Source organism: Nonlabens sp. YIK11 (assembly GCF_001413925.1).
Lineage (GTDB): Bacteria > Bacteroidota > Bacteroidia > Flavobacteriales > Flavobacteriaceae > Nonlabens.
The window spans coordinates 1,051,195-1,070,354 of the sequence record NZ_LBMJ01000001.1; the positions used below are offsets into that span (position 1 = coordinate 1,051,195).

22 protein-coding genes and 1 tRNA gene are annotated in these 19,160 nt (G+C 41.5%); 14 read left to right on the plus strand and 9 right to left on the minus strand.

The genetic code is table 11. From position 1 onward, the window contains the following. Positions 1-34: 34 nt before the first annotated feature. On the plus strand, positions 35-898 hold the full coding sequence (locus AAU57_RS04695; RefSeq protein WP_231717771.1) for an alpha/beta hydrolase: 864 nt from the start codon (positions 35-37) through the stop codon (positions 896-898). Between the two features lie 284 nt (positions 899-1,182). On the opposite strand, the gene AAU57_RS04700 is transcribed toward AAU57_RS04695, so the two are convergent. Together AAU57_RS04700 and AAU57_RS04705 are read right to left on the minus strand one after the other, a co-directional pair. Then, a complete protein-coding gene (locus AAU57_RS04700) occupies positions 1,183-1,389 on the minus strand; it encodes a GIY-YIG nuclease family protein (RefSeq protein ID WP_055411821.1) in 207 nt (68 codons plus the stop codon). Positions 1,390-1,581: 192 nt separating this feature from the next. Further along, positions 1,582-1,655 (minus strand) — tRNA-Asp (locus AAU57_RS04705). Between the two features lie 147 nt (positions 1,656-1,802). Here AAU57_RS04705 and AAU57_RS04710 point away from each other — a divergent pair. After that, a complete protein-coding gene (locus AAU57_RS04710; RefSeq protein ID WP_055411822.1) occupies positions 1,803-2,627 on the plus strand; it encodes a Cof-type HAD-IIB family hydrolase in 825 nt (274 codons plus the stop codon). A gap of 33 nt (positions 2,628-2,660) precedes the next feature. On the opposite strand, the gene AAU57_RS04715 is transcribed toward AAU57_RS04710, so the two are convergent. Next, positions 2,661-3,197 carry a hypothetical protein gene (locus tag AAU57_RS04715; protein ID WP_055411823.1) on the minus strand — a complete coding sequence of 179 codons (537 nt, stop codon included), beginning with the start codon at positions 3,195-3,197 and terminating at the stop codon, positions 2,661-2,663. Between the two features lie 54 nt (positions 3,198-3,251). On the opposite strand from AAU57_RS04715, the gene AAU57_RS04720 reads away from it, so the two are divergent. Then, positions 3,252-4,394: a tetratricopeptide repeat protein gene (locus AAU57_RS04720; protein WP_055411824.1), complete on the plus strand. Its 1,143-nt coding sequence runs from the start codon at positions 3,252-3,254 to the stop codon at positions 4,392-4,394. A gap of 47 nt (positions 4,395-4,441) precedes the next feature. Next, a complete protein-coding gene (locus tag AAU57_RS04725; protein ID WP_055411825.1) occupies positions 4,442-4,900 on the plus strand; it encodes a hypothetical protein in 459 nt (152 codons plus the stop codon). Here AAU57_RS04725 and AAU57_RS04730 read toward each other — a convergent pair. Further along, complete coding sequence (locus AAU57_RS04730; protein ID WP_082438547.1) at positions 4,884-6,014, minus strand: glycosyltransferase; 1,131 nt, start codon at positions 6,012-6,014, stop codon at positions 4,884-4,886. The genes AAU57_RS04725 and AAU57_RS04730 overlap by 17 nt on opposite strands. Beyond that, positions 6,011-6,886, minus strand: a complete 876-nt coding sequence (locus AAU57_RS04735) for a hypothetical protein (RefSeq protein ID WP_156339997.1) — start codon at positions 6,884-6,886, stop codon at positions 6,011-6,013. The genes AAU57_RS04730 and AAU57_RS04735 overlap by 4 nt, the downstream gene beginning before the upstream one ends. A gap of 27 nt (positions 6,887-6,913) precedes the next feature. Here AAU57_RS04735 and ruvC point away from each other — a divergent pair, with 27 nt between their 5' ends. The 5 genes from ruvC to AAU57_RS04760 all read left to right on the plus strand — a co-directional run bounded on the left by ruvC (position 6,914) and on the right by AAU57_RS04760 (position 10,686). Next, on the plus strand, positions 6,914-7,468 hold the full coding sequence (gene ruvC, locus AAU57_RS04740; RefSeq protein ID WP_055411828.1) for a crossover junction endodeoxyribonuclease RuvC: 555 nt from the start codon (positions 6,914-6,916) through the stop codon (positions 7,466-7,468). A gap of 130 nt (positions 7,469-7,598) precedes the next feature. Then, on the plus strand, positions 7,599-8,198 hold the full coding sequence (locus AAU57_RS04745; RefSeq protein ID WP_055411829.1) for a TIGR04282 family arsenosugar biosynthesis glycosyltransferase: 600 nt from the start codon (positions 7,599-7,601) through the stop codon (positions 8,196-8,198). A gap of 4 nt (positions 8,199-8,202) precedes the next feature. Then, a complete protein-coding gene (locus AAU57_RS04750) occupies positions 8,203-9,021 on the plus strand; it encodes a purine-nucleoside phosphorylase (RefSeq protein WP_055411830.1) in 819 nt (272 codons plus the stop codon). Between the two features lie 54 nt (positions 9,022-9,075). Continuing rightward, positions 9,076-9,906, plus strand: a complete 831-nt coding sequence (locus AAU57_RS04755; RefSeq protein WP_231717772.1) for a DUF547 domain-containing protein — start codon at positions 9,076-9,078, stop codon at positions 9,904-9,906. A gap of 42 nt (positions 9,907-9,948) precedes the next feature. After that, positions 9,949-10,686: a TIGR04283 family arsenosugar biosynthesis glycosyltransferase gene (locus AAU57_RS04760; protein WP_055411832.1), complete on the plus strand. Its 738-nt coding sequence runs from the start codon at positions 9,949-9,951 to the stop codon at positions 10,684-10,686. Positions 10,687-10,691: 5 nt separating this feature from the next. Here the strand turns inward: AAU57_RS04760 and AAU57_RS04765 are convergent, their stop codons facing one another. Beyond that, positions 10,692-11,345, minus strand: a complete 654-nt coding sequence (locus AAU57_RS04765; protein ID WP_055411833.1) for an HD domain-containing protein — start codon at positions 11,343-11,345, stop codon at positions 10,692-10,694. 125 nt (positions 11,346-11,470) lie between these two features. On the opposite strand from AAU57_RS04765, the gene AAU57_RS04770 reads away from it, so the two are divergent. From AAU57_RS04770 to AAU57_RS04790, 4 genes are all read left to right on the plus strand, one after another. After that, the gene (locus AAU57_RS04770) at positions 11,471-11,977 is read left to right on the plus strand and encodes a GbsR/MarR family transcriptional regulator (RefSeq protein WP_055411834.1); all 507 of its coding nucleotides are present in this window, start codon (positions 11,471-11,473) and stop codon (positions 11,975-11,977) included. A gap of 56 nt (positions 11,978-12,033) precedes the next feature. Next, positions 12,034-12,381 (plus strand): hypothetical protein, encoded by a 348-nt coding sequence (locus tag AAU57_RS04775; RefSeq protein ID WP_055411835.1) that lies wholly within the window; start codon positions 12,034-12,036, stop codon positions 12,379-12,381. Between the two features lie 4 nt (positions 12,382-12,385). After that, positions 12,386-12,799, plus strand: a complete 414-nt coding sequence (locus tag AAU57_RS04780) for a hypothetical protein (RefSeq protein ID WP_055411836.1) — start codon at positions 12,386-12,388, stop codon at positions 12,797-12,799. 384 nt (positions 12,800-13,183) lie between these two features. Further along, a complete protein-coding gene (locus tag AAU57_RS04790; RefSeq protein ID WP_055411838.1) occupies positions 13,184-14,074 on the plus strand; it encodes a TIGR01777 family oxidoreductase in 891 nt (296 codons plus the stop codon). Here the strand turns inward: AAU57_RS04790 and AAU57_RS04795 are convergent. From AAU57_RS04795 to AAU57_RS04805, 3 genes are all read right to left on the minus strand, one after another. Beyond that, on the minus strand, positions 14,071-15,720 hold the full coding sequence (locus AAU57_RS04795; RefSeq protein ID WP_055411839.1) for a M1 family metallopeptidase: 1,650 nt from the start codon (positions 15,718-15,720) through the stop codon (positions 14,071-14,073). The two genes, AAU57_RS04790 and AAU57_RS04795, sit on opposite strands and share 4 nt — an antisense overlap. A gap of 87 nt (positions 15,721-15,807) precedes the next feature. Further along, entirely contained in the window at positions 15,808-16,833 is a 1,026-nt protein-coding gene (locus AAU57_RS04800) for a glycoside hydrolase family 113 (protein WP_055411840.1), read from the minus strand. Positions 16,834-16,895: 62 nt separating this feature from the next. After that, positions 16,896-17,612: a DUF547 domain-containing protein gene (locus tag AAU57_RS04805; RefSeq protein WP_197275390.1), complete on the minus strand. Its 717-nt coding sequence runs from the start codon at positions 17,610-17,612 to the stop codon at positions 16,896-16,898. 183 nt (positions 17,613-17,795) lie between these two features. Here AAU57_RS04805 and AAU57_RS04810 point away from each other — a divergent pair, with 183 nt between their 5' ends. Beyond that, positions 17,796-19,097 carry an NAD(P)/FAD-dependent oxidoreductase gene (locus AAU57_RS04810; RefSeq protein WP_055411842.1) on the plus strand — a complete coding sequence of 434 codons (1,302 nt, stop codon included), beginning with the start codon at positions 17,796-17,798 and terminating at the stop codon, positions 19,095-19,097. Positions 19,098-19,160: the final 63 nt, after the last annotated feature.

The window sequence follows — 19,160 nt, forward strand, 5'->3', positions numbered from 1 at the left end:
CTTTCTATTTTGCTCCTTGATAAGTAGCAGTTTTATGATCGCACAGTCTTTTGAAATTGATGTATGGGAAACTAATATTCCTAATGCTATCAATAATCAAAACTATCAGGAATCTCCAATAATAGAAGGCAAGGAGCTGATGAAGACCTCTCAGGTGACTACACCTACCTTGACCATCTTTAAGCCAGAAAACCCCAACGGTACCGCTGTACTCATTTTACCTGGAGGTGGTTATAAACATCTTGCCATTCATAAGGAAGGAACCAAGATCGCACGATGGTTGAATACCTTGGGCATTACGGGAATTGTTCTCAAATATCGTCTGCCATCAGATGTTATCATGGATGAAAAAAGCATTGGTCCTTTACAGGATGCTCAAAAGGCCTTGAGAGTCGCAAGAAGCAACGCTGCTACTTGGGGAATTGATCCAGCGAAAATTGGAGTCATGGGATTTTCAGCTGGTGGACATCTAGCCGCTACCTTATCCACTGGATACGATGATGAGGTGTATATTGAGAATAGTGATGTAAGTGCAAAACCTAATTTTTCTATGTTGATTTATCCCGTGATCACTATGCATGATGAATTTACGCATCAAGGATCTAAATCCAATCTTCTAGGTGAGAACCCTACATCAGATCAAATTGACATATACTCCACCGAAAACAGAATTAACCAAAAAACGCCACCAACGATTTTGATTCACGCTTTGGATGATACATCCGTGCCATATCAAAATAGTGTGATGTATTTTGAAGCATTACAAAAGCACAATATATCGTCAGAAATACACTTGTATCAAAAAGGTGGACACGGTTTTGGACTCAATGAAGATGGGCCTGCCAGGAATTGGCCAGCAGCCTGCGAGCAATGGCTGCGCACTAACGCACTACTATAGAAAAGATTTTCCTTAAAAAGCCAAATCAACTAAAAAGTAAATCAACCCAAAAACAAAAAAGCCTCTCTTATTCGTCCCCAAAATTTGAGGATCAAAAAGTCTCGGTTTACAGATGATTTCATCAAACTGTTAATGAATTAACTTCTGAACCTAGAAGTCATTTTTTCTCCTAACTATAGACGCAGCACGTAATATTTAGGTGGATATAACTTGTGAGCCCTTTCAAGTCAAAGCATATTCCGGTTTAAATTAATCAAATACTCGATTTGGGATCTACTATATTTTTAAATGACTTTTTCTCTTGTCAATGCTTCGTTCTTAGTTGGAAACTCTTCTTTAAATACTAATTTCTTGTCATTTGCTCTTGAAGTAAACTTGCTTTGAGCAGCATTGTGTTGTGCCAGTCTATTCTCAGGGTGCTGGCTGTAGCCTTTGTAATAGCAATCGATAGCTTTAGAGTGAATTACATAAACAAAATGTCTAATGCACATGACTTTTAAGTGAATAAACTCTCAAGAATTTGAATCAGCTATGGTTGAAAAGGTACCAAATCAACCCAAAAACAAAAAAGCCTCTCCTATTCGGAAAAGCTTCTCAAAAAGTCTCGGTTTACCGAGGCCTTCAAATCCCCAATTTTGTTAGGGGACACACAACTTGAATTGCATTACTATTGAAAGTAATTGCGGTCTGGACGGGATTCGAACCCGCGACCTTCGCCGTGACAGGGCGACATTCTAACCAGCTGAACTACCAGACCGTGTTCTTATAGAACGATGCTATCACATTTCTGCTTTAGCGGATGCAAATATACCTAGGTTTTTTAATCTAGCAAGTTCTTACCCATGATTTTTGAAAAAAGTTGAAATACTTATGCCGCCTGAAGGGTAAGATGTAGTTTTACAACATGATACAACTCATCGCCACAGACATCGACGGTACGCTACTGGATGGAAACCGTTTTATTTCTGCAAAAACTGCAGAAATCTTCAATCAATTGGAGCTGCCTAAGATCCTCATTTCTGCGCGCATGCCGCAAGCCATGTACTACTTGCAGGAAGCGCTTAATATTCAAGGGCTGCCTATTGTCTGTTATAACGGCGCCTTGGTGCTGCATCAAGAAGAGGTTCTACATAGTGATAGTATTTCTTTTGATATCATCAAGGACCTCGCTACAATAGGCCTGGATCACGATATCCACGTCAGTTTGTATCGTGGCAAGGAGTGGTTTGTAATCCAACGGGACCAGTGGACACTTAGGGAAATCAACAACACGCGTGTAGAGCCTACCGTTCAGGATTTGGAAGAGACCTTGGAGTATTTCAAAAAAACTCAAGATGCCGGTGGTGCCCATAAAATTATGTTCATGGGTGATGCAGATCGTATGGAACTCGCTTTCGCGAAAGCGGAAAAATATCATTCCTCAATGGTTCATTTGTACCGCTCAAAAGATACCTATACTGAAATATCGCCTAAGAACATCTCCAAAAAATCAGCCCTGGAATTATTGATCCAGCGCAATTATCCATCCATCGCCATGTCTGGCGTGGCAGCCTTTGGCGATAATTATAATGATACTGAGATGCTCGCTGGCGCTGGATATGGAGTTGCGGTAGCTAATGGCCGCGATGAGGTCAAACAGGCCGCAAATCACATCACAGCCCATCATAAGGAAGATGGCGTGGCCCTATGGCTGGAGGAATTTGTACTCAACAAAAAAGCGACCCTGTAGGTCGCTTTTTGATGTGTTTTATAAGTTGTAAACTTAGTTCTGGATCTGGATCACATCTGCAGATCCTAGATTTGCTATGTTGATAACAGAGTTGTAGTCACTAACATCCAGTCTTGGATCGCTGGCAACCTCTGATGGTAAAATAACGAATCTAAAAGTTTGGTTGTTGACGTCTGCTGTTGTCAAATTATTGAAATCGGTGGAAATAGGTCCGTCGATAAACAGTCTTGCATCTACGATGGTAAAGTCATAATTGTAACGGAAATCTCCAAAATCGCTAAAAATGGTCTGTGGCAAAGCTCTCCATACATCAACGGTACGACCATCATCAGTACTAGCTTGTTCAAACAAGATGTAAGCAAGAACTACATCAGTGTCAAAAAGTTCAAAATTATTAGGGTAATTCACAGGTACAGAATAATCTGGTGCCGTGAAATTAACAGTGGTCTCAAAAATCAAAGCGGTTTCTGCATCCAGTCCATCAAGACCGTCAAATCCTGGAGGTCCTTGATCGCCTTCACAAGAAGCAAAACCAACGGCTATAGCTAATAGTAATAGTATTTTTTTCATAATGTAGTAATTTAGGTTTTTGAGAGTTCAATAAGTATGCCTAAATTAAGATCTATGAAAACCTGCCTCACTCTAATTGTACTTTATTTAGCAAACTTCTTGAATACGACCGCTCAAGAGTATGAAGCAGATAGCTTGATGGCAATAGGAAATTACCGCGAGGCATTAAATTCCTATCGTGAACTTGACACCACTGCTGACAATACGTTTAAAATGGCTCGAGCTTATGTCGCATTAGGCGACACAGATCAAGCCATCAACTCTTACAAGCAAGGCCTGGAAATGGAACCAGAAGCGATACGACCAAGGTTTGAATTGGGGCGCTTATATTTACGGACCAGCAATGTTTTTGAAAGCCTTTGGTTATTCAAACAGTTAAACGAAGAGTTTCCAGAAAACGCAACCTATCTATTTTATAAGGGACAAGCTCATGAACAATTAAAATCAGAGGATCTAGCCATGGACGTTTATGAGAATGTCCTCAAAATGGATCCTGATTACCGCAGGGCAAGATTGGAACTGGTTCCATTGTTAATTCAAAACAGGGAAACAGGACCAGCGATCAAATACTGTATTGAGGTTTTAAATGAAAACCCTGATGATATCAAATTCAATAGTCTCATTGCTCAAGCCTATTATCATGCCAAGATCTACTCAAAAGCCATTGAGCACCTAGAGCGGCTTTTTGAATTGGGAAATGATACAGAGTTCAATCGCCGTACGCTGGCGATCAGTTACATCCAGGATGCTCAATGGCAAAAAGGCATTGAGAACATTCAAATCTTTCTGGAGCAGTATAACGATAAGGATGCAGACCTATATTTTCTAAAATCAAAAGCGCATCTGCGACTTCAAGAATATGATGAGGCTCAAGATGCCATAGAATATGCCATCATGTATAAAAGGCCATCTATTGCACAGGAATATCTTCAAATGGCATCTATTATGGCGGCAAGAGAGGATTTTAAAGGTACTTTTGAAACGATGCAATTAGCTGTCAAAGAAAACGCAGAAGACGATGTTGCCGCTTACCAATTAGTTGTTGCGGCAGACCGTTATTTTAAGGATAAAAAGTCCATTCTGAAGTACTATGAGCGTTTTCTTGACAAATTTGGAACGTCCAGTGATTATGCAGAGATCGCGGAATCCCGAGCTAATGACCTCAAGAAGGAAATTTTCATGAACATAGAAAAGTGAGGCTAGTTTCAAAACATATCACTTTAACTCTCTCATATGGGTTAGTATTGCTACTATCCATCACAGCTTGTAAATCAGAGTTGGACAAGGATCGAGAAGCAGCTCAAATTGCCTCTAAGCGATTTCAAGAGCTGGATACAACCACCGTGGACGTCTATCCACAATTTAAGGACTGCGATGAGTTGCTCTCTTCATCAGACTGTTTTTATAAGAACCTTCACCAATTGATTAAGTCCAGATTATCTAGTGACACCTTATCTATGGAGATCAAGGCAAAAGACAGTCTGGTCGCACAATTCACCGTGAATAAGGCAGGACGTATTTCCTACGACAGCATTTCCAGATGTGCCAACCATCTGGATAAAATGTACCTGGATTCTATCATGCAGCAAAAATTTCAGGATCTGCCTACTATCGATAGTGCACTAAAGCAAGGTACACCAGTGTCATCGTCCTATCTCGTGCCTATCGTTGTACAACCCGTTGGGACTACTCTTGATCAATAGATCTACCATGCCATTCAATAGTGCCTAGACTGCGCGCCGCAACAGCGATGACAACAAATGGATACACAAAAAACTGAATAAAAAAATACCGTGCCCATAAAAATGGTGTCACTTGGTTGCCTATCAGTAGCACTACCGCATCTGTAAAAAACTTGATGAGCATAACCATGACTCCTAATTTGAAGTCCATCAACTCCAGTAAGAGTAATATGGGAACGCCCAGAAACAGCAGGTTCATCAAGAATACATGAGCGCTTACCAGTTTGTTGAGTAGGCTTTTAGTGTGCTTCCCCTTACGTGACCATCGAGCGCGTTGTTCAATGAGAGTTTTGAAAGAGCTTTTGGCAAGTGTGGTTACGATAGCTTCTTCGCTTTTGAGGTAATGACACTGTAGGACATCCTCGGCGGCTAATTTTTCCAAAAGAAAAACATCATCACCACTTGAAAACTGGTCGTTACCAACATAACCATCAACTAGATTAAAAGCGTTTTTGGAAAAGGAAAGATTGGCGCCATTGCAAATAAAAGGTTGGCGCATGGCAAACGACCCAGCCGTGATGGCTTGTAGCGCCATCATTTCCAGCTGTTGTATGGCTGCAATAAAGCCCTTTCCAGATAACTGTACTGGCGCGGCCACCAGCATCGCATCGGCAAATTGCTGGTAGTGATCGTTAAAGCTTAATAGCCAGGTTTTAGGCAGGACACAGTCGGCATCTGTGGTTATGATGTGATCATAGCTGGATTGTGAAACCGCAGCGGTGATGCCGTCTTTTTTAGCACTGGCGCTGCGTTTGGGTCGTTCCAGTAAATGAATCTGTATGGAAGGATTTCCAGAAGCAAAATCCTGAACCACACTTTTGCTTCCATCGGTAGATTCATCGTTGACAAACCACCATTCGCAAGCATCTTTAGGGAAATTCATTTGCCGGATGGACTCCAGTAATCTGGGCAAAGCACGTACCTCATTTCTATACACAACGATGATGGAAAAGCGATGATGTTGTTGAGTTCGCTTTCGCGAAAGCGAACTAGGTATATACCTCAATGCTGGCATGGCGAGTCCCAACAGTATCAAACAGTACCCAAAACTGATGAGCAGTACCACAAAACTCATGAGATCGCGGCTTTTTGAAACTGAGGAAATGGCAACATCAGGCTGCCCAAAACAACCGGCAACACTGTATTAAATAGCCAGACCACCGCAACGATGGCGGTCATGGACTCCATGGAGATTGCCAGGGAATCAGCAAAAAAGCTAGCCACGCTCCACTTGAGTGCCAGATCAAAAAGTTGCATGCTGGGAACGATGGATACGGTAAGGTACATCGCTGTGATACAGCTTATAATCATAGGTGTTGGTGACATGCTGGAATAGCTTAACAAAAGCAACCAAGAGCTTGAAAACAAAACGTATCGCAATGCTGATAATCCCAAAATTGGCGCAATGGCAGCCGATAGGGAAAGCCGTTGATGCAATCGTGGCGACAAGATCATTAATATGAGAAGAATTAAAAAGCCTATAAAAAATATCCACCAAGGCAAATCTGCTAAATACCACCAACCGATTGCTCCAAAGATGACGGTAACTGTCATCTGGCAAAAGTTGCCGTAGGCTACGGCCTTCAAGATATTCTTGCGCTGGTGTTGTTGGAAATAGGAAGCCTTGAGGGCAAATTCTCCAGCCCGCAAAGGTGTTAGAAAACTGGCAGCTTGACTGGTGAGGTTTTGGTAAAGGCTTTGGGTAAAAGTGATGCGTTGGCTGGACGTTGCTAGCAGCTGCCATTTAATCGTTTCCATCATCCAACTGGAAATCGAAAACACCGGCAATAGCATCCAGAAATACAATGGCATGGACTTCAAATAGTCCAAGATATTCTGCTCTTGGAAATCGGTTTGTTGCAAGTACCAAACAATGTATCCTACCGTGAATAACGCCACTGCTATCTTGCAGGCCTGCCATAGGAATTGCTTAGATTTGTGGGACACGGCTATCACGGCTGGAAATTACAACAATTGGCAAGAGAACGTATCATTTTGGGTATCGATCCGGGAACGGCGATCATGGGATTTGGAGTCATTAAGATCACTGGAAAAACCATGTCTTTTATCCAGATGAACGAATTGGACCTGCGGAAGGTGACCGATCCATATGTCAAACTGCGAAAAATCTTTGAGCGTACCCTAGAATTAATCGATACGCACCATCCAGACGAGATCGCACTGGAAGCACCTTTTTTTGGTAAAAATGTGCAATCCATGCTCAAATTGGGCCGAGCTCAAGGTGTCGCCATGGCTGCTGGACTTTCTAGAGACATTCCAGTTACCGAATATGCACCACGACGCATCAAGCAATCCATTACGGGTAAGGGAACAGCGAGCAAGGAACAGGTGGCATTAATGCTCAAGAGCACCTTGAATCTCAAAGAACTTCCTAAAAACCTCGACATGACCGACGGACTCGCCGCAGCTGTTTGTCACTTTTATTCCAGCGGTAGGGTTGAGGTAGGCAAGAGCTACACGGGTTGGGCCGCGTTTGTAAAACAAAACGAAAAAAGAGTTAAAAAGTAGTACAGCGATTTTTCAATCTTTAGCTTTATCAAAATTGTCCATCTCTGATTTATGAAGCAATCATAACAGTGATTTAACCTCAATAGATGGCAATTTGTTTTACTTAGAAGCATTAACGTATAGCCACAACATGACCAATTGCCTTATCATATTTACCCGTAACCCAGAATTAGGAAAAGGAAAGCGACGACTTGCTGCCACAGTAGGCGATGAAAAGGCTCTCGAGATCTATAAATTCCTGCTGGAGCATACGCGATCGATTACGAAGAATATTTATGGCGTCAAGCAAGTCTGGTATTCAGAAGAGGTTCATGAAGACGATGATTGGGATAACTTGGCCTATGAAAAGTATCAGCAAAAAGGTGAAGACTTAGGCGCACGTATGAAGTATGCATTTGAAAAAGCGCTGGAGCGACATGAAAGCGTCATTATCATAGGCTCTGACATGTACGACTTGAGCGCATTAGAAATCGATGATGCTTTTAAAAAGCTTAATGAAAAGGACGCTATCATAGGTCCTGCAACAGATGGTGGATATTATTTGCTGGGATTCAAGAATAAAATACCACACGGGATTTTTGAGAATAAAGATTGGGGAACATCTACCGTACTGGAAGAAACACTTAAAGACTTAAAAAATCTGGATTATGTCATGCTTGAAGAGCGCAATGATGTTGATACAGAAGATGATATCAAGGACCATCCAGATTTTCAAATACTATTAAATTAAGATTATGCTTAGCAGAAAATTATTGAACAACTCCATAGAATACCTTAAACAACACGGCTTTGAAAATCCTGAAGTAGGTATCGTGCTGGGAACTGGTCTTGGACAGTTGGTAAATCAAATCGAGGATCAGAAGGTGGCTCATTATAACAACATTCCATCGTTCCCGCTGGCGACCGTAGAGTTTCACACCGGTAAACTGATCTATGGCAATCTAGGTGGCAAAAAAGTAGTGGTGATGCAAGGTCGCTTCCATCTTTATGAAGGCTATGATTTTATGGACATTACTTATCCCATACGAGTGATGCATGGTCTTGGTATCAAGAACTTATTGATTTCCAATGCTGCAGGTGCGGTCAATCTGGATATGAAAAAAGGAGATTTGATGCAGCTCGATGACCACATCAATTTGCAAGGCGGCAGCCCGCTGGCATTGAAAAATATTGCAGAGTTTGGCGATCGTTTTACGGACATGAGCGCACCATATGATCAAGGTATGAACGAGACTCTTAAAAGCCTGGCACAGGAACACAATATTACCTTACACAAAGGTGTATATGCCAGTGTGGTAGGACCACAGCTTGAGACCAGAGCAGAGTATCGCATGCTCAAGATCCTAGGAGCAGATGCCGTAGGAATGAGCACCGTTCCAGAGGTGATCGTGGCAAACCACCTTAAGCTTCCTGTTTGTGCGGTAAGCGTCCTGACAGACGAGTGCGATCCAGAGAGTCTACAACCCATCAGTGTTCCAGAGATCATTGAAATCGCGGGCAAGGCAGAGCCTAAACTGGTGCAGTTGTTCAAGGGTCTCATCGAGTCGCTCTAATGTTATTCTGTTGTTAAGCCCAGCAGGGTTGACGTGTTTTCCTACTACTTTTAGGTGAAGATTGAAAGTGGAACTTATTTCGCTTTCGCGAAAGCGAACTACACTATGAAAAAGATTGCATACCTAATAGCCGTATTGTTGATAGCAGCATCCTGCGTGAGTTCTGGTGGATTACACTACGATTCCCTACAAAATGGTGAACAAATGGAAACGTCCAGAGCAAATCTGGATCACTCCAATTATGATGAGTTATTAAAGAAATACGTCAATGAGGCTGGTTTTGTAGACTATCAAGGCCTAGCGACAGAACAGGCAAAACTGAAATCCTACTTGACCTACTTGAGCGTAAACCCTCCAAAATCTGACTGGGAAACAGGAGAGCAATTTGCCTATTACATCAACCTGTACAATGCATCGACACTAGATTTGATCATTGACAACGACATGCCTGGCAGTATCAAGGATATTGATGGGCCGCTGGGTCAGGTCTGGCTTAAGGATTTTATCACCGTCAATGGAAAGCAATACGCACTGGCCGACATTGAAAAAAGTGTTCTTCAAAAAATGGGCGATCCCAGAATTCATTTTGCGATCAATTGTGCCAGTTACTCTTGCCCTAAACTATTGAGAACAGCTTATACCGGTAAAAATGTGGATGAACTTATGGATCGCGCAGCTACAGAGTTTGTGAATTCTGATAAAAACGATTTGAGCGATCCCAACAATCCTAGATTGAGCAGTATTTTCAAATTCTACACTAGCGACTTTACGTCTAATGGGATGACGCTTGTAGAATACGTCAATCAGTTTGCCAGTGATAAATTGAATACTGGTGCAAAAGTGACTTATAAGGATTATGACTGGTCTCTTAATAAACAGTCATAAAATCAAAAACTATATTGAAAAGCTCATCGTATATTTAAACATATGATGAGCATTATTATTCCCGTGCTTAATGAAGAGCATGGGATTTTTAATTTATTGGAACTCTTGAAGGATCGTGCTAATGATCCCAAAAATATTGAGTTTGTAGTCGTTGACGGTGGCAGTATTGATAATACCATTAGCGAGGTGCAGCGTTTTTCATCTTCATTTCAAGATCTAGCGGTGAAGTGTGTGGATTCTGCCAAAGGTCGTGGCGTGCAATTGCACAATGGCTCACTCGCCGCAAGTCACGATATTTTCTATTTCTTGCACGCAGACTCTCATCCACCTAAGGGTTTTGACTCTTATATTTTAAAAGCCATTGCTGCAGGCCATCCTGCAGGCTGTTTCCGTATGCGGTTCAGGAGCTGGCATTGGTGGTTGATTATCATAGGTTGGTTCTCTAGATTTAGCTGGAAAGCTAGTCGTGGCGGTGACCAGAGTCAATACATTACTCGCGAACTCTATCATCAAATAGGAGGTTATGACACTACTGTGCCTATTTATGAGGATTACCTATTAATCAACAAGCTTTACAATATCAACACCTATCACGTGATCCAGAAATGGCTCACGACCAGCGCGAGACGTTATGAAGAAGTAGGTGTTTTAAAGTTACAGTGGTTTTACCTCACCATCTACTGGAAAAAACGTAACGGTTCCAGCATTGACGAGATTTATGAATATTATCTCAAATGGTGTGGTGTTTCCAAAGATGCTGTAGAGCAAGTATCTGATTAGATAGGCTAGACGATACCATTCCATTCTTGATAAAACTGATCCAGAAAATGCTCCATGAAGGCATGTCTTTCCTGGGCTAGGTCCTTTCCTGTTTGCGTGTTCATGCGATCTTTGAGAAGCAATAATTTCTCGTAAAAGTGATTGATGGTAGGTGCGCTGCTTTTTTTGTAAGTTGCTACATCCATATGTAGATCTGGCTTAATGGCTGGATCGTACAGCGGTCGGTTTTTGAAGCCTCCATAATTAAAGGTACGGGCAATCCCTATCGCTCCTAAAGCATCCAATCGATCGGCATCTTGAACAATATCTAGTTCTAGACTTTTGAATTTTTGGGACTGATTTCCACCTTTGAAAGAGATGTTTTCAATGATCTTTACCACGTGATCGATTACTTCTGCATCTACGTTTTGCTTTGTTAAAAATTCACTGGCAACGCGAGGCCCAACGGTTTCATCACCGTTATGGAACTTAGAATCTGCAATGTCGTGCAGCAAGGCTCCTAATTCGACCACTAAAAGATCAGCACTAGCTTCTTTACTTCCGATGAGCTGCGCATTTTTCCATACACGCTCGATATGAAACCAGTCGTGGCCGCCTTCGGCATCAGCGAGTTGTTGTTTGACAAAGTTGATGGTGGTTGAGATGATGGGTTGTTGCATGGTATGAGAATATTATCAATTCGCTTTCGCGAAAGCGAAAGCGAAACTACCTAAAAGAATCATTAAAGATTAATTAAACTTTCAGAATATATTGAAACATATAAAAGTTGTTGTATATTTGAAATATGAAATTAGCAGAAGGCAAAAATAAATTTATACAAGCTTGGGGATCTCTGGCCAGTCAATGGGGAATCTCAAAGTCCATGGCACAGATCCATGCATTGCTGTTGTCCTCGCCTAATGGCTTAAGCGCTGAAGAGATCATGGAGCAGGTACAGTTGTCTCGTGGTAATGTAAATACTAATGTACGGGAATTGATTAACTGGAGACTGGTGCGTAAAGAAACAGTATTAGGCGAGCGCAAAGAGTTTTTTATAGCAGACCATGACGTTTATTCTATCGCACAACATATAATGGAAGAGCGTCGCAGACGTGAGATTGAACCGGTAAGATTGCTGCTTAATGAATTGAAAAATTCACAGTTAGATGGGAATGAGGAAGATGTCAAACACTTTCAAGAAATCCTTTCTGATTTATCGGACTTTGTTAGCCAAATGGAAAATTTGATGAACCTAGCTACTAAAATCAATAACAACAATTACTTAAAGAAAATGATCAAGGCTATAAGCTAGTCTTTTTATTTCAAACAAGCTTTCAGTTTTTACTGAAAGTTCTAAAACTAAAAACAATGTATAATCTGGTTGCCTATGCCATTTACACCACTGTCGTCCTGACGATCATCCTGCGAGTGGGTCATATTTGCTACATCAATGGAAAGGTTTATGTAAGACGATTGATTCCAGAGGATCCTGCATTGAGTGATAGGATCAATGACATCCTACTTGTTGGATATTATCTGCTCAACATAGGTTATGGGATTTACGGTATTTCCACCTGGGAAAGTGTGACCACACTAGTACAAGTTGCATCAACAGTCACGGCTCATCTCGCCGCCATTACCTTAATACTGGCCCTTATACACTATGTTAATATGATGATGATCAACCTTATTTATAAATCCAAATCTAAAATCTAATCTTATGGAAACTTCAAAAATTCTAATTGGTTATCTAGTATATGTTCCACTCATCATTGGGATGACGTTCTTTGTATCGCGAACCTTATTCAAGAACGGCAAGATCTTCATGCTGGATATTTTTCAAGGGCAACAAGAAATTGCGCATTCTACCAACAAACTTTTTGAGGTAGGTTTCTATCTCCTCAATCTAGGTTTTGGCTTGTACATACTAGAGATCAATTCGTATGGATTTGATGAAACCTATCAAAGCCTAGTAGAAATCTTAAGCGGTAAAATAGGTGGTTTTTCTATCTACTTAGGCTTTATGCTGTTCTTGAATTTGATACTGTTTTTTAGAGGTCGTAGGAAGAGCAAAGAAGCTGAGCAGCGTAGGGTAGAGAAAAGGACTGTTCTAGAAAATCCAAATAAAAACTAACCATTGTAAGATGAAAACAGCGTACAGAATAAATCTAATAGTTCTAATCATTAATTGTTGTCTAGCCATAGAACTGCCAACCGCCATGCTGTTCATGATTGTACTAGGTTGCGTTCAAATAATTTCTAGCGTTTGGTTAACCACCCGATGGAGAGAAACTAGCCCTACGGTTAGAAAGCTGAATATTTACCATCTTGTTGCTGCAATAACATTACTTGTGGCTTTCTTTTTAGTACTGTTCCGCCAACTCAATTTAGAGTATGACACATCCAGGTATGTGTTTATAATACTTATTGTCCTAGCAGGTATTCTCGCTTTTCTGTTTACAGGAGTATTATATAAGGCGTCCAGAGAATAGTATTTACTCATATTAAATTTTCAACTATGAAAAAAATAATTATCGCAGGTGGCACAGGATTCCTAGGAAATGCCTTGAAAGCTTATTTTCAAAACCAGAACATCCAAATCATATCGCTTTCGCGAAAGCGAACTCCAGACACCACTTACTGGAACGGTTCTGAGCTGGGCGAGTGGACAAAACATTTGGAAGATTCAGATGTATTGATCAACCTCGCGGGAAAATCGGTGGACTGTCGATACAATGACACCAATAGAAAAGCCATCCATGATTCAAGAATTTACAGCACGCGAGTGCTCAATCTGGCAATGCAACAGGCAATTAGCAAACCCAAGGTTTTCCTCAACGCAAGTACGGCCACTATCTATGCACACTCAGAAACCCAAATTAATACAGAAGAAAACGGGACTCTAGGTGATGATTTCTCTACAGGAATCGCCAAAGCCTGGGAAAAGGAATTCTTTTCTGTCCAGCTGGATGGCGTACGAAAGGTAGCCATGCGTACTTCAATAGTTTTAGGCAATGATGGCGGCGCATTCCCAATGCTTAAAAAGACTACCAAATTAGGGATGGGCGGTAAACAAGGTCGCGGCAATCAGTTCATAAGCTGGATTCATGTACAAGATTTCTGTCGTGCGGTAGATTTCCTGATACATGCTGATTTGGAAGGCGCCGTCAATGTCACAGCACCTAACCCTATGCAAAACGAGAATTTCATGAAATTATTAAGCCAGCAATTAAACGTTCCATTCCGTATCGATCAACCTAAATGGCTCTTGGAAATAGGCGCAATCTTTATAGGTACAGAAACAGAGCTGTTATTGAAAAGCAGATACGTGTATCCGCAACATTTGATGAACTCTGGATTTACTTTTAAATATGATACTGTGGAATCATGTTTGAGCGACCTAGTTTAATGCGTAATCGCTTTAGAATTCACATAATAATCTTTATCAACACTAAATGTAAACTTTTTAACAGGTAATTGCATTTTCTGAAATTCTTGAGTCGGCTTTATGGTTCGGGTATTGCCATCTATTGTAATCTCAACGGGCATTTCAAAACCGTTTACGACATTATTCCACCGGTAAGATAACTCGGTTCCATCAATAGTATATTCTAATTCTGGAATTCTCACATCTCGCAAATATTGATCAAAGACTTTACTTAGATCCATACCGCTTTGGTCAGATATATAGCTCTCTATTTGTTCTGTAGTCACCGTTCGGTGGTAGAATTCTTTGTTCAAGCCGCGCAAGATCTGTCGCCATTTTTCATCGTCATTTACCAGTTGGCGTATGGTGTGTAGCATATTGGCACCTTTATAATACATATCTCCAGATCCTTCACTGTTGACGTTGTAAGTTCCTATAATAGGTGTCTTGTTGCCTATGCTGCGACGTGTGCCTATCACATAGGCTGCGCTGGCTTCTTTGCCATAATAATAGTCCAGGAATAAATTTTCCGAATATGCGGTAAAACTCTCGTGGATCCACATATCTGCAATGTCCTTGTTTGTAATATTGTTTGCGAACCATTCATGTCCAGCTTCATGAATGATGATAAAGTCAAACTTCATTCCCCAACCGGTACCAGATAGGTCGCGACCTAAATAACCATTCGCATATTGATTTCCGTAGGTGACCGAACTCTGATGCTCCATTCCCAAATATGGAACCTCAACCAACTTAAAACTATCTTCATAAAACGGATACGGCCCAAACCAGTGTTCAAAGGCTTCCATCATTCTGGGAGCATCTGTAAATTGTTTTTTGGCTTTTTCGAGATTGTACGATAGTACATAATAGTTCATATCTAGATCACCTTTCTCGCCTTTGTAGGTTTCAGAAAAGTTGACATAGTCGCCTATATTGATGTTGACCCCATAATTATTGATGGGATTTTCAACTTTCCACGTGTAGGTGGTAGTGTCATCTTCCAGTGCTTCAACCGATTCTAATCGACCGTTTGAGACATTCATCAAACCACTGGGTACATTGACGCTTATGGTCATTCCATTAGCCTCTTGGTACATGTGATCTTTATTAGGCCACCATACACTGGCACCCAATCCTTGACATGAAGAAGCAATAAAATGATTTCCATTTTTATCTTTTTCCCAAGAGATACCACCATCCCAAGGCGCATTTTTTGCCTCTCGCGGGTGACCTTCATAAAATACCTGAATGCTATCATTAGCTCCTATGACTTGCTCTTTCTCTAGGTTGATGAAATGAGCATTACCATCGTGGCGCACCTCTAGTTCCTGACCATCCTGCAACACTTTTGTAATGCGCATAGGTTCTTGAAGATCAATTTGCATTGTTTGATAAGGTTCCAGAACCTGGTAACTTATCGTATTGGATCCAGAGATAAATTTATCGTCTGGCGCTACTTTAATATCTAGATGATAATAGGTTAGTTCCCACCAAGCGCGTTCTGGAGTGATGGAACCACGCAAGGTGTCCTGACGTGTAAATTGGGACTTATTGGTCAGTACCTGAGCTTCTGCAATAGTGATGCAACTCATGATCAATAATAAAAAGGCAATTTGTTTCTTCATTTTTTTGGATACTAAAAGCTTATTCTGGATGGATGTGGAATGACTATCATTTATTGATTAACCTGAAACTCTCATTTGAGAACAGCCTTATTCTTTAGATTTCATGGCGCCGTAGGCATCGCTAACTGTTTTTTGGGCCAGTTTGTCCTGTGGCGTGAATGTTTTTTCAAAGCCGCGTCTGCCATATTCTGAATGGTGTTTCCATAAAAAGCCGCCAGCAAACCAGTCCTGTTTCCAGACCAGATCGTATTGAGCCTGCAACAAATGCTTTTGCGCTTCTTCATTAGATTCTCTGGTTTCATCAGCGGTTAGCCATGGTTCCTTGCCGGCATAATCTGCACTGACATATCCATATTCTGCAAACAGGATTTTTTTATCATGCTTTCGCGAAAGCGAACTCAATTCAACCATCCATTTCCTCCAACCTTCCATGGCAGATGAAATATCTGGAGTTTTTTGGTCGCTTATCGGGAAATAGGCATCAACGCCTATGTAATCCATTTGATCCCAAAAAGGAACGTTCTTATAGCTGTCCCAATTCCCGGCATAAGTCAGTTTACCTTTGTAGATGGCTTGTATTTTCTGAATCAATCGGTTCCAAAATTCGGGTCTCGCAGCTACAAAAGACTCCAGTTCAGTCCCGATGCAGAACATGGCGGCGTTTGTATTTTGGGCCACTTGAGCATAGTCCAGAATGAATTTCTCATAGGTCACCTCGAGAGTATCCCATCTGGAATCGTCTGGCATGTCTATCGTACCGGTATAGATACCGCGGCCTATCCATATTTGAGGTTTGAGCATAACTTTCAACCCTTTGGATTGAAAAGTTTCAATGGTGGCTGTGGTGCCATCGACACGCTCGCCCCACCATTGCCGTTCACTGTTATGAATCACGGCAGGATTCTCAAGATCCCGCATGAATCCGTAAGGATGCACCGCGACATAGTTGGCGTTGTAATTGAGTAAAGGTTGTACGATCTCTTCAGTAATGGCATTCCTTGTGGCCACAAAAGAGACACCTCTAATTAATTTTGGCGCGGCAGGTGGTTCAGTTTGAGCGTTGCAGGCACTAAGTAAAATGCCTAAAAAGCAAAGCGATAGGAGTTTATTCATAAGGTAACATCGTCATTTTAATAGGCTTGCTACTAATGGCTTTAAAATTACTCCATAAACCACTACTTACCGTTCAAAGCCCAGTCATAATTCATGAATTGCACGACAAACCCATCAGGTATCATGTCTTCACGGTAGCGATTCAGGTATTCTATCAAGGTCTGATTTTTAGTGAAATCTGCATTGTACCAGTCAAAAATCTTGGAAGCATAGACCTTTTTTTCATGCATGTCTAGTTTTACCAGATTGGGATTGTTTATAGCGGCCTTGGTCGTTTTTTTGAGCATGAACTCTACATTTTCTGCTGTGTAGGGTTTCATGGATAATGGCGGGCAACTTACCGCACCACAAACCAGCGCAAAATGTAGGCGCTCGTCTGGGAATCTTTTCAACAATATTTCCTTCTCCAATTGATTCAAGGAAACCTTCTGGCTTCCTAATGTGTAAACTTTTTCATCAAAAAAGTTGTCCTTATCCATAACCGATTTGATGGGATAATGGTCCACCACACCTTTGATGACAAATAAATTATAGGCGTTGATTAATAACGCTTTACTTTCATTGTTGGTCAATTGATCCAGCTCGATCTTTTCCAATGATTTTAAGGCCAAATCCAGATTCTGCGGATTCTTTTTGATCGCCGCATAGTTCACATTGCCATTGGCTACCTGGTTATTGAGCAGTTCTTTTGTGGCTGTGGAGAAGGTGGATAGTTGCGCTTTCGCGAAAGCGAAACTCCCCAAAATCATCAATACCAATATTCTAATTCTTAAACTCATAAATTGATTGTTACACGCTGTTGCGCCTAAGTAATTTACAACAATCAAGCCATTTACTACGACGCTAAAATTCAGGAAAAATGAACCCGAATCACGGAAGTATGTAACATGACTTCCGGCTAGTTTCATCGTGATTTATTGTAGCTTTAATGCTACATTGTTGAATCAAAACCAAAGTAAGGTATGGAGCACGTTGTTATCATAGGAAATGGGATCGCAGGAATCACGCTGGCTAGACATGTGCGCAAGTTTTCTGACAAACGCATCACGGTCATATCTGCCGAGACGGATTACTTCTTCTCACGTACGGCCTTGATGTACGTGTACATGGGACACATGAAGTTTGAGCACACGCAGCCGTATGAGAACTGGTTCTGGGAAAAGAATAGAATCGAACTCAAGCGTGATTATGTAAAACACGTTCATACCGATACTAAAATATTGTCGCTGGAATCTGGCGAGCAGTTTCCTTATGAAAAACTGGTCATCGCAACGGGTAGCGTTCCTAATAAATTTGGTTGGAAAGGTGAAGATTTGCATGGCGTTCAAGGCCTTGTTACTCGCAATGATCTGGAACTACTGGAAGTAAATGCACCCAATAACGATGTATGTAAAAGGGCCGTCATCATAGGTGGTGGACTCATAGGCGTGGAGCTTGCAGAAATGCTTCATACCAGGAAAATTCCAGTGACTTTCCTAGTAAGGGAAAAGGCTTTCTGGAGTGGTGTTCTACCTATGCCAGATGCTACCATGATCTCTGATCACATTTTGTCACACCATATTGATCTGCGCCATGAAGAGGAACTGGATGAGATCATAGGCGATGAAAATGGTCGCGTGAAAGCCATAAAGACAAAAACAGGAAAAACTATCGACTGTAACCTAGTGGGTCTTTGTGCTGGTGTGAAGCCACAAATAGGTTTTCTAGCTTCCAGCGGCATTGACACAGATAGAGGTGTCTTGGTGGATCGCTTACTACAAACCAATGTTCCCGATGTGTACGCGATAGGTGATTGTGCCCAGCAACGCGAGCCGGTAGGTGAGCGCAAACCGGTAGAAGCGGTATGGTACACCGGTCGCATGATGGGAGAAACCCTGGCTCAAACCATATGCGGCGATCCTACACCATGGAATCCCGGACACTGGTTCAATAGTGCCAAGTTTATGGATATTGAATATCAAACCTACGGCTGGGTATGGAGCAAACCAAAGGAAGGTCACGAGCACTACCACTGGCAGGACGAAAAAAATGAACGCGCCATCACCATAGAATATGATGTAGCTTCAAGAGTATTTATCGGGATCAACACCTTTGGCATTAGAATGAAGCACGAGGTTTTTGACCAGTGGCTTACAGAGAAACAGTCTGTAGATCACGTGGTAAAGCATCTATCTAAATCCTGCTTCAATCCAGAGTTCTATAAAAAACCATTTGAAACCATCAAAAAGGATTTTGCAACATCTCAAAAAACGGTAGAAGCTTAGATCACAATAACGGTGAAGCTGTCACTGCCTTTTAGCATAAAACCATTGGTGTTTTACTAATCA

Coding starts and splice junctions, on each gene's coding strand:
- AAU57_RS04695 (WP_231717771.1), top strand. CDS start 35: ATGATCGCACAGTCTTTTGAAATTGATGTATGGGAAACTAATATTCCT.
- AAU57_RS04775 (WP_055411835.1), top strand. CDS start 12,034: ATGTATAATCTGGTTGCCTATGCCATTTACACCACTGTCGTCCTGACG.
- AAU57_RS04730 (WP_082438547.1), bottom strand. CDS start 6,014: ATGAGTTTTGTGGTACTGCTCATCAGTTTTGGGTACTGTTTGATACTG.
- AAU57_RS04810 (WP_055411842.1), top strand. CDS start 17,796: ATGGAGCACGTTGTTATCATAGGAAATGGGATCGCAGGAATCACGCTG.
- AAU57_RS04760 (WP_055411832.1), top strand. CDS start 9,949: ATGATGAGCATTATTATTCCCGTGCTTAATGAAGAGCATGGGATTTTT.
- AAU57_RS04805 (WP_197275390.1), bottom strand. CDS start 17,612: ATGAGTTTAAGAATTAGAATATTGGTATTGATGATTTTGGGGAGTTTC.
- AAU57_RS04710 (WP_055411822.1), top strand. CDS start 1,803: ATGATACAACTCATCGCCACAGACATCGACGGTACGCTACTGGATGGA.
- AAU57_RS04790 (WP_055411838.1), top strand. CDS start 13,184: ATGAAAAAAATAATTATCGCAGGTGGCACAGGATTCCTAGGAAATGCC.
- AAU57_RS04745 (WP_055411829.1), top strand. CDS start 7,599: ATGACCAATTGCCTTATCATATTTACCCGTAACCCAGAATTAGGAAAA.
- AAU57_RS04765 (WP_055411833.1), bottom strand. CDS start 11,345: ATGCAACAACCCATCATCTCAACCACCATCAACTTTGTCAAACAACAA.
- AAU57_RS04720 (WP_055411824.1), top strand. CDS start 3,252: ATGAAAACCTGCCTCACTCTAATTGTACTTTATTTAGCAAACTTCTTG.
- AAU57_RS04800 (WP_055411840.1), bottom strand. CDS start 16,833: ATGAATAAACTCCTATCGCTTTGCTTTTTAGGCATTTTACTTAGTGCC.
- AAU57_RS04715 (WP_055411823.1), bottom strand. CDS start 3,197: ATGAAAAAAATACTATTACTATTAGCTATAGCCGTTGGTTTTGCTTCT.
- AAU57_RS04750 (WP_055411830.1), top strand. CDS start 8,203: ATGCTTAGCAGAAAATTATTGAACAACTCCATAGAATACCTTAAACAA.
- AAU57_RS04795 (WP_055411839.1), bottom strand. CDS start 15,720: ATGAAGAAACAAATTGCCTTTTTATTATTGATCATGAGTTGCATCACT.
- AAU57_RS04770 (WP_055411834.1), top strand. CDS start 11,471: ATGAAATTAGCAGAAGGCAAAAATAAATTTATACAAGCTTGGGGATCT.
- AAU57_RS04780 (WP_055411836.1), top strand. CDS start 12,386: ATGGAAACTTCAAAAATTCTAATTGGTTATCTAGTATATGTTCCACTC.
- AAU57_RS04700 (WP_055411821.1), bottom strand. CDS start 1,389: ATGTGCATTAGACATTTTGTTTATGTAATTCACTCTAAAGCTATCGAT.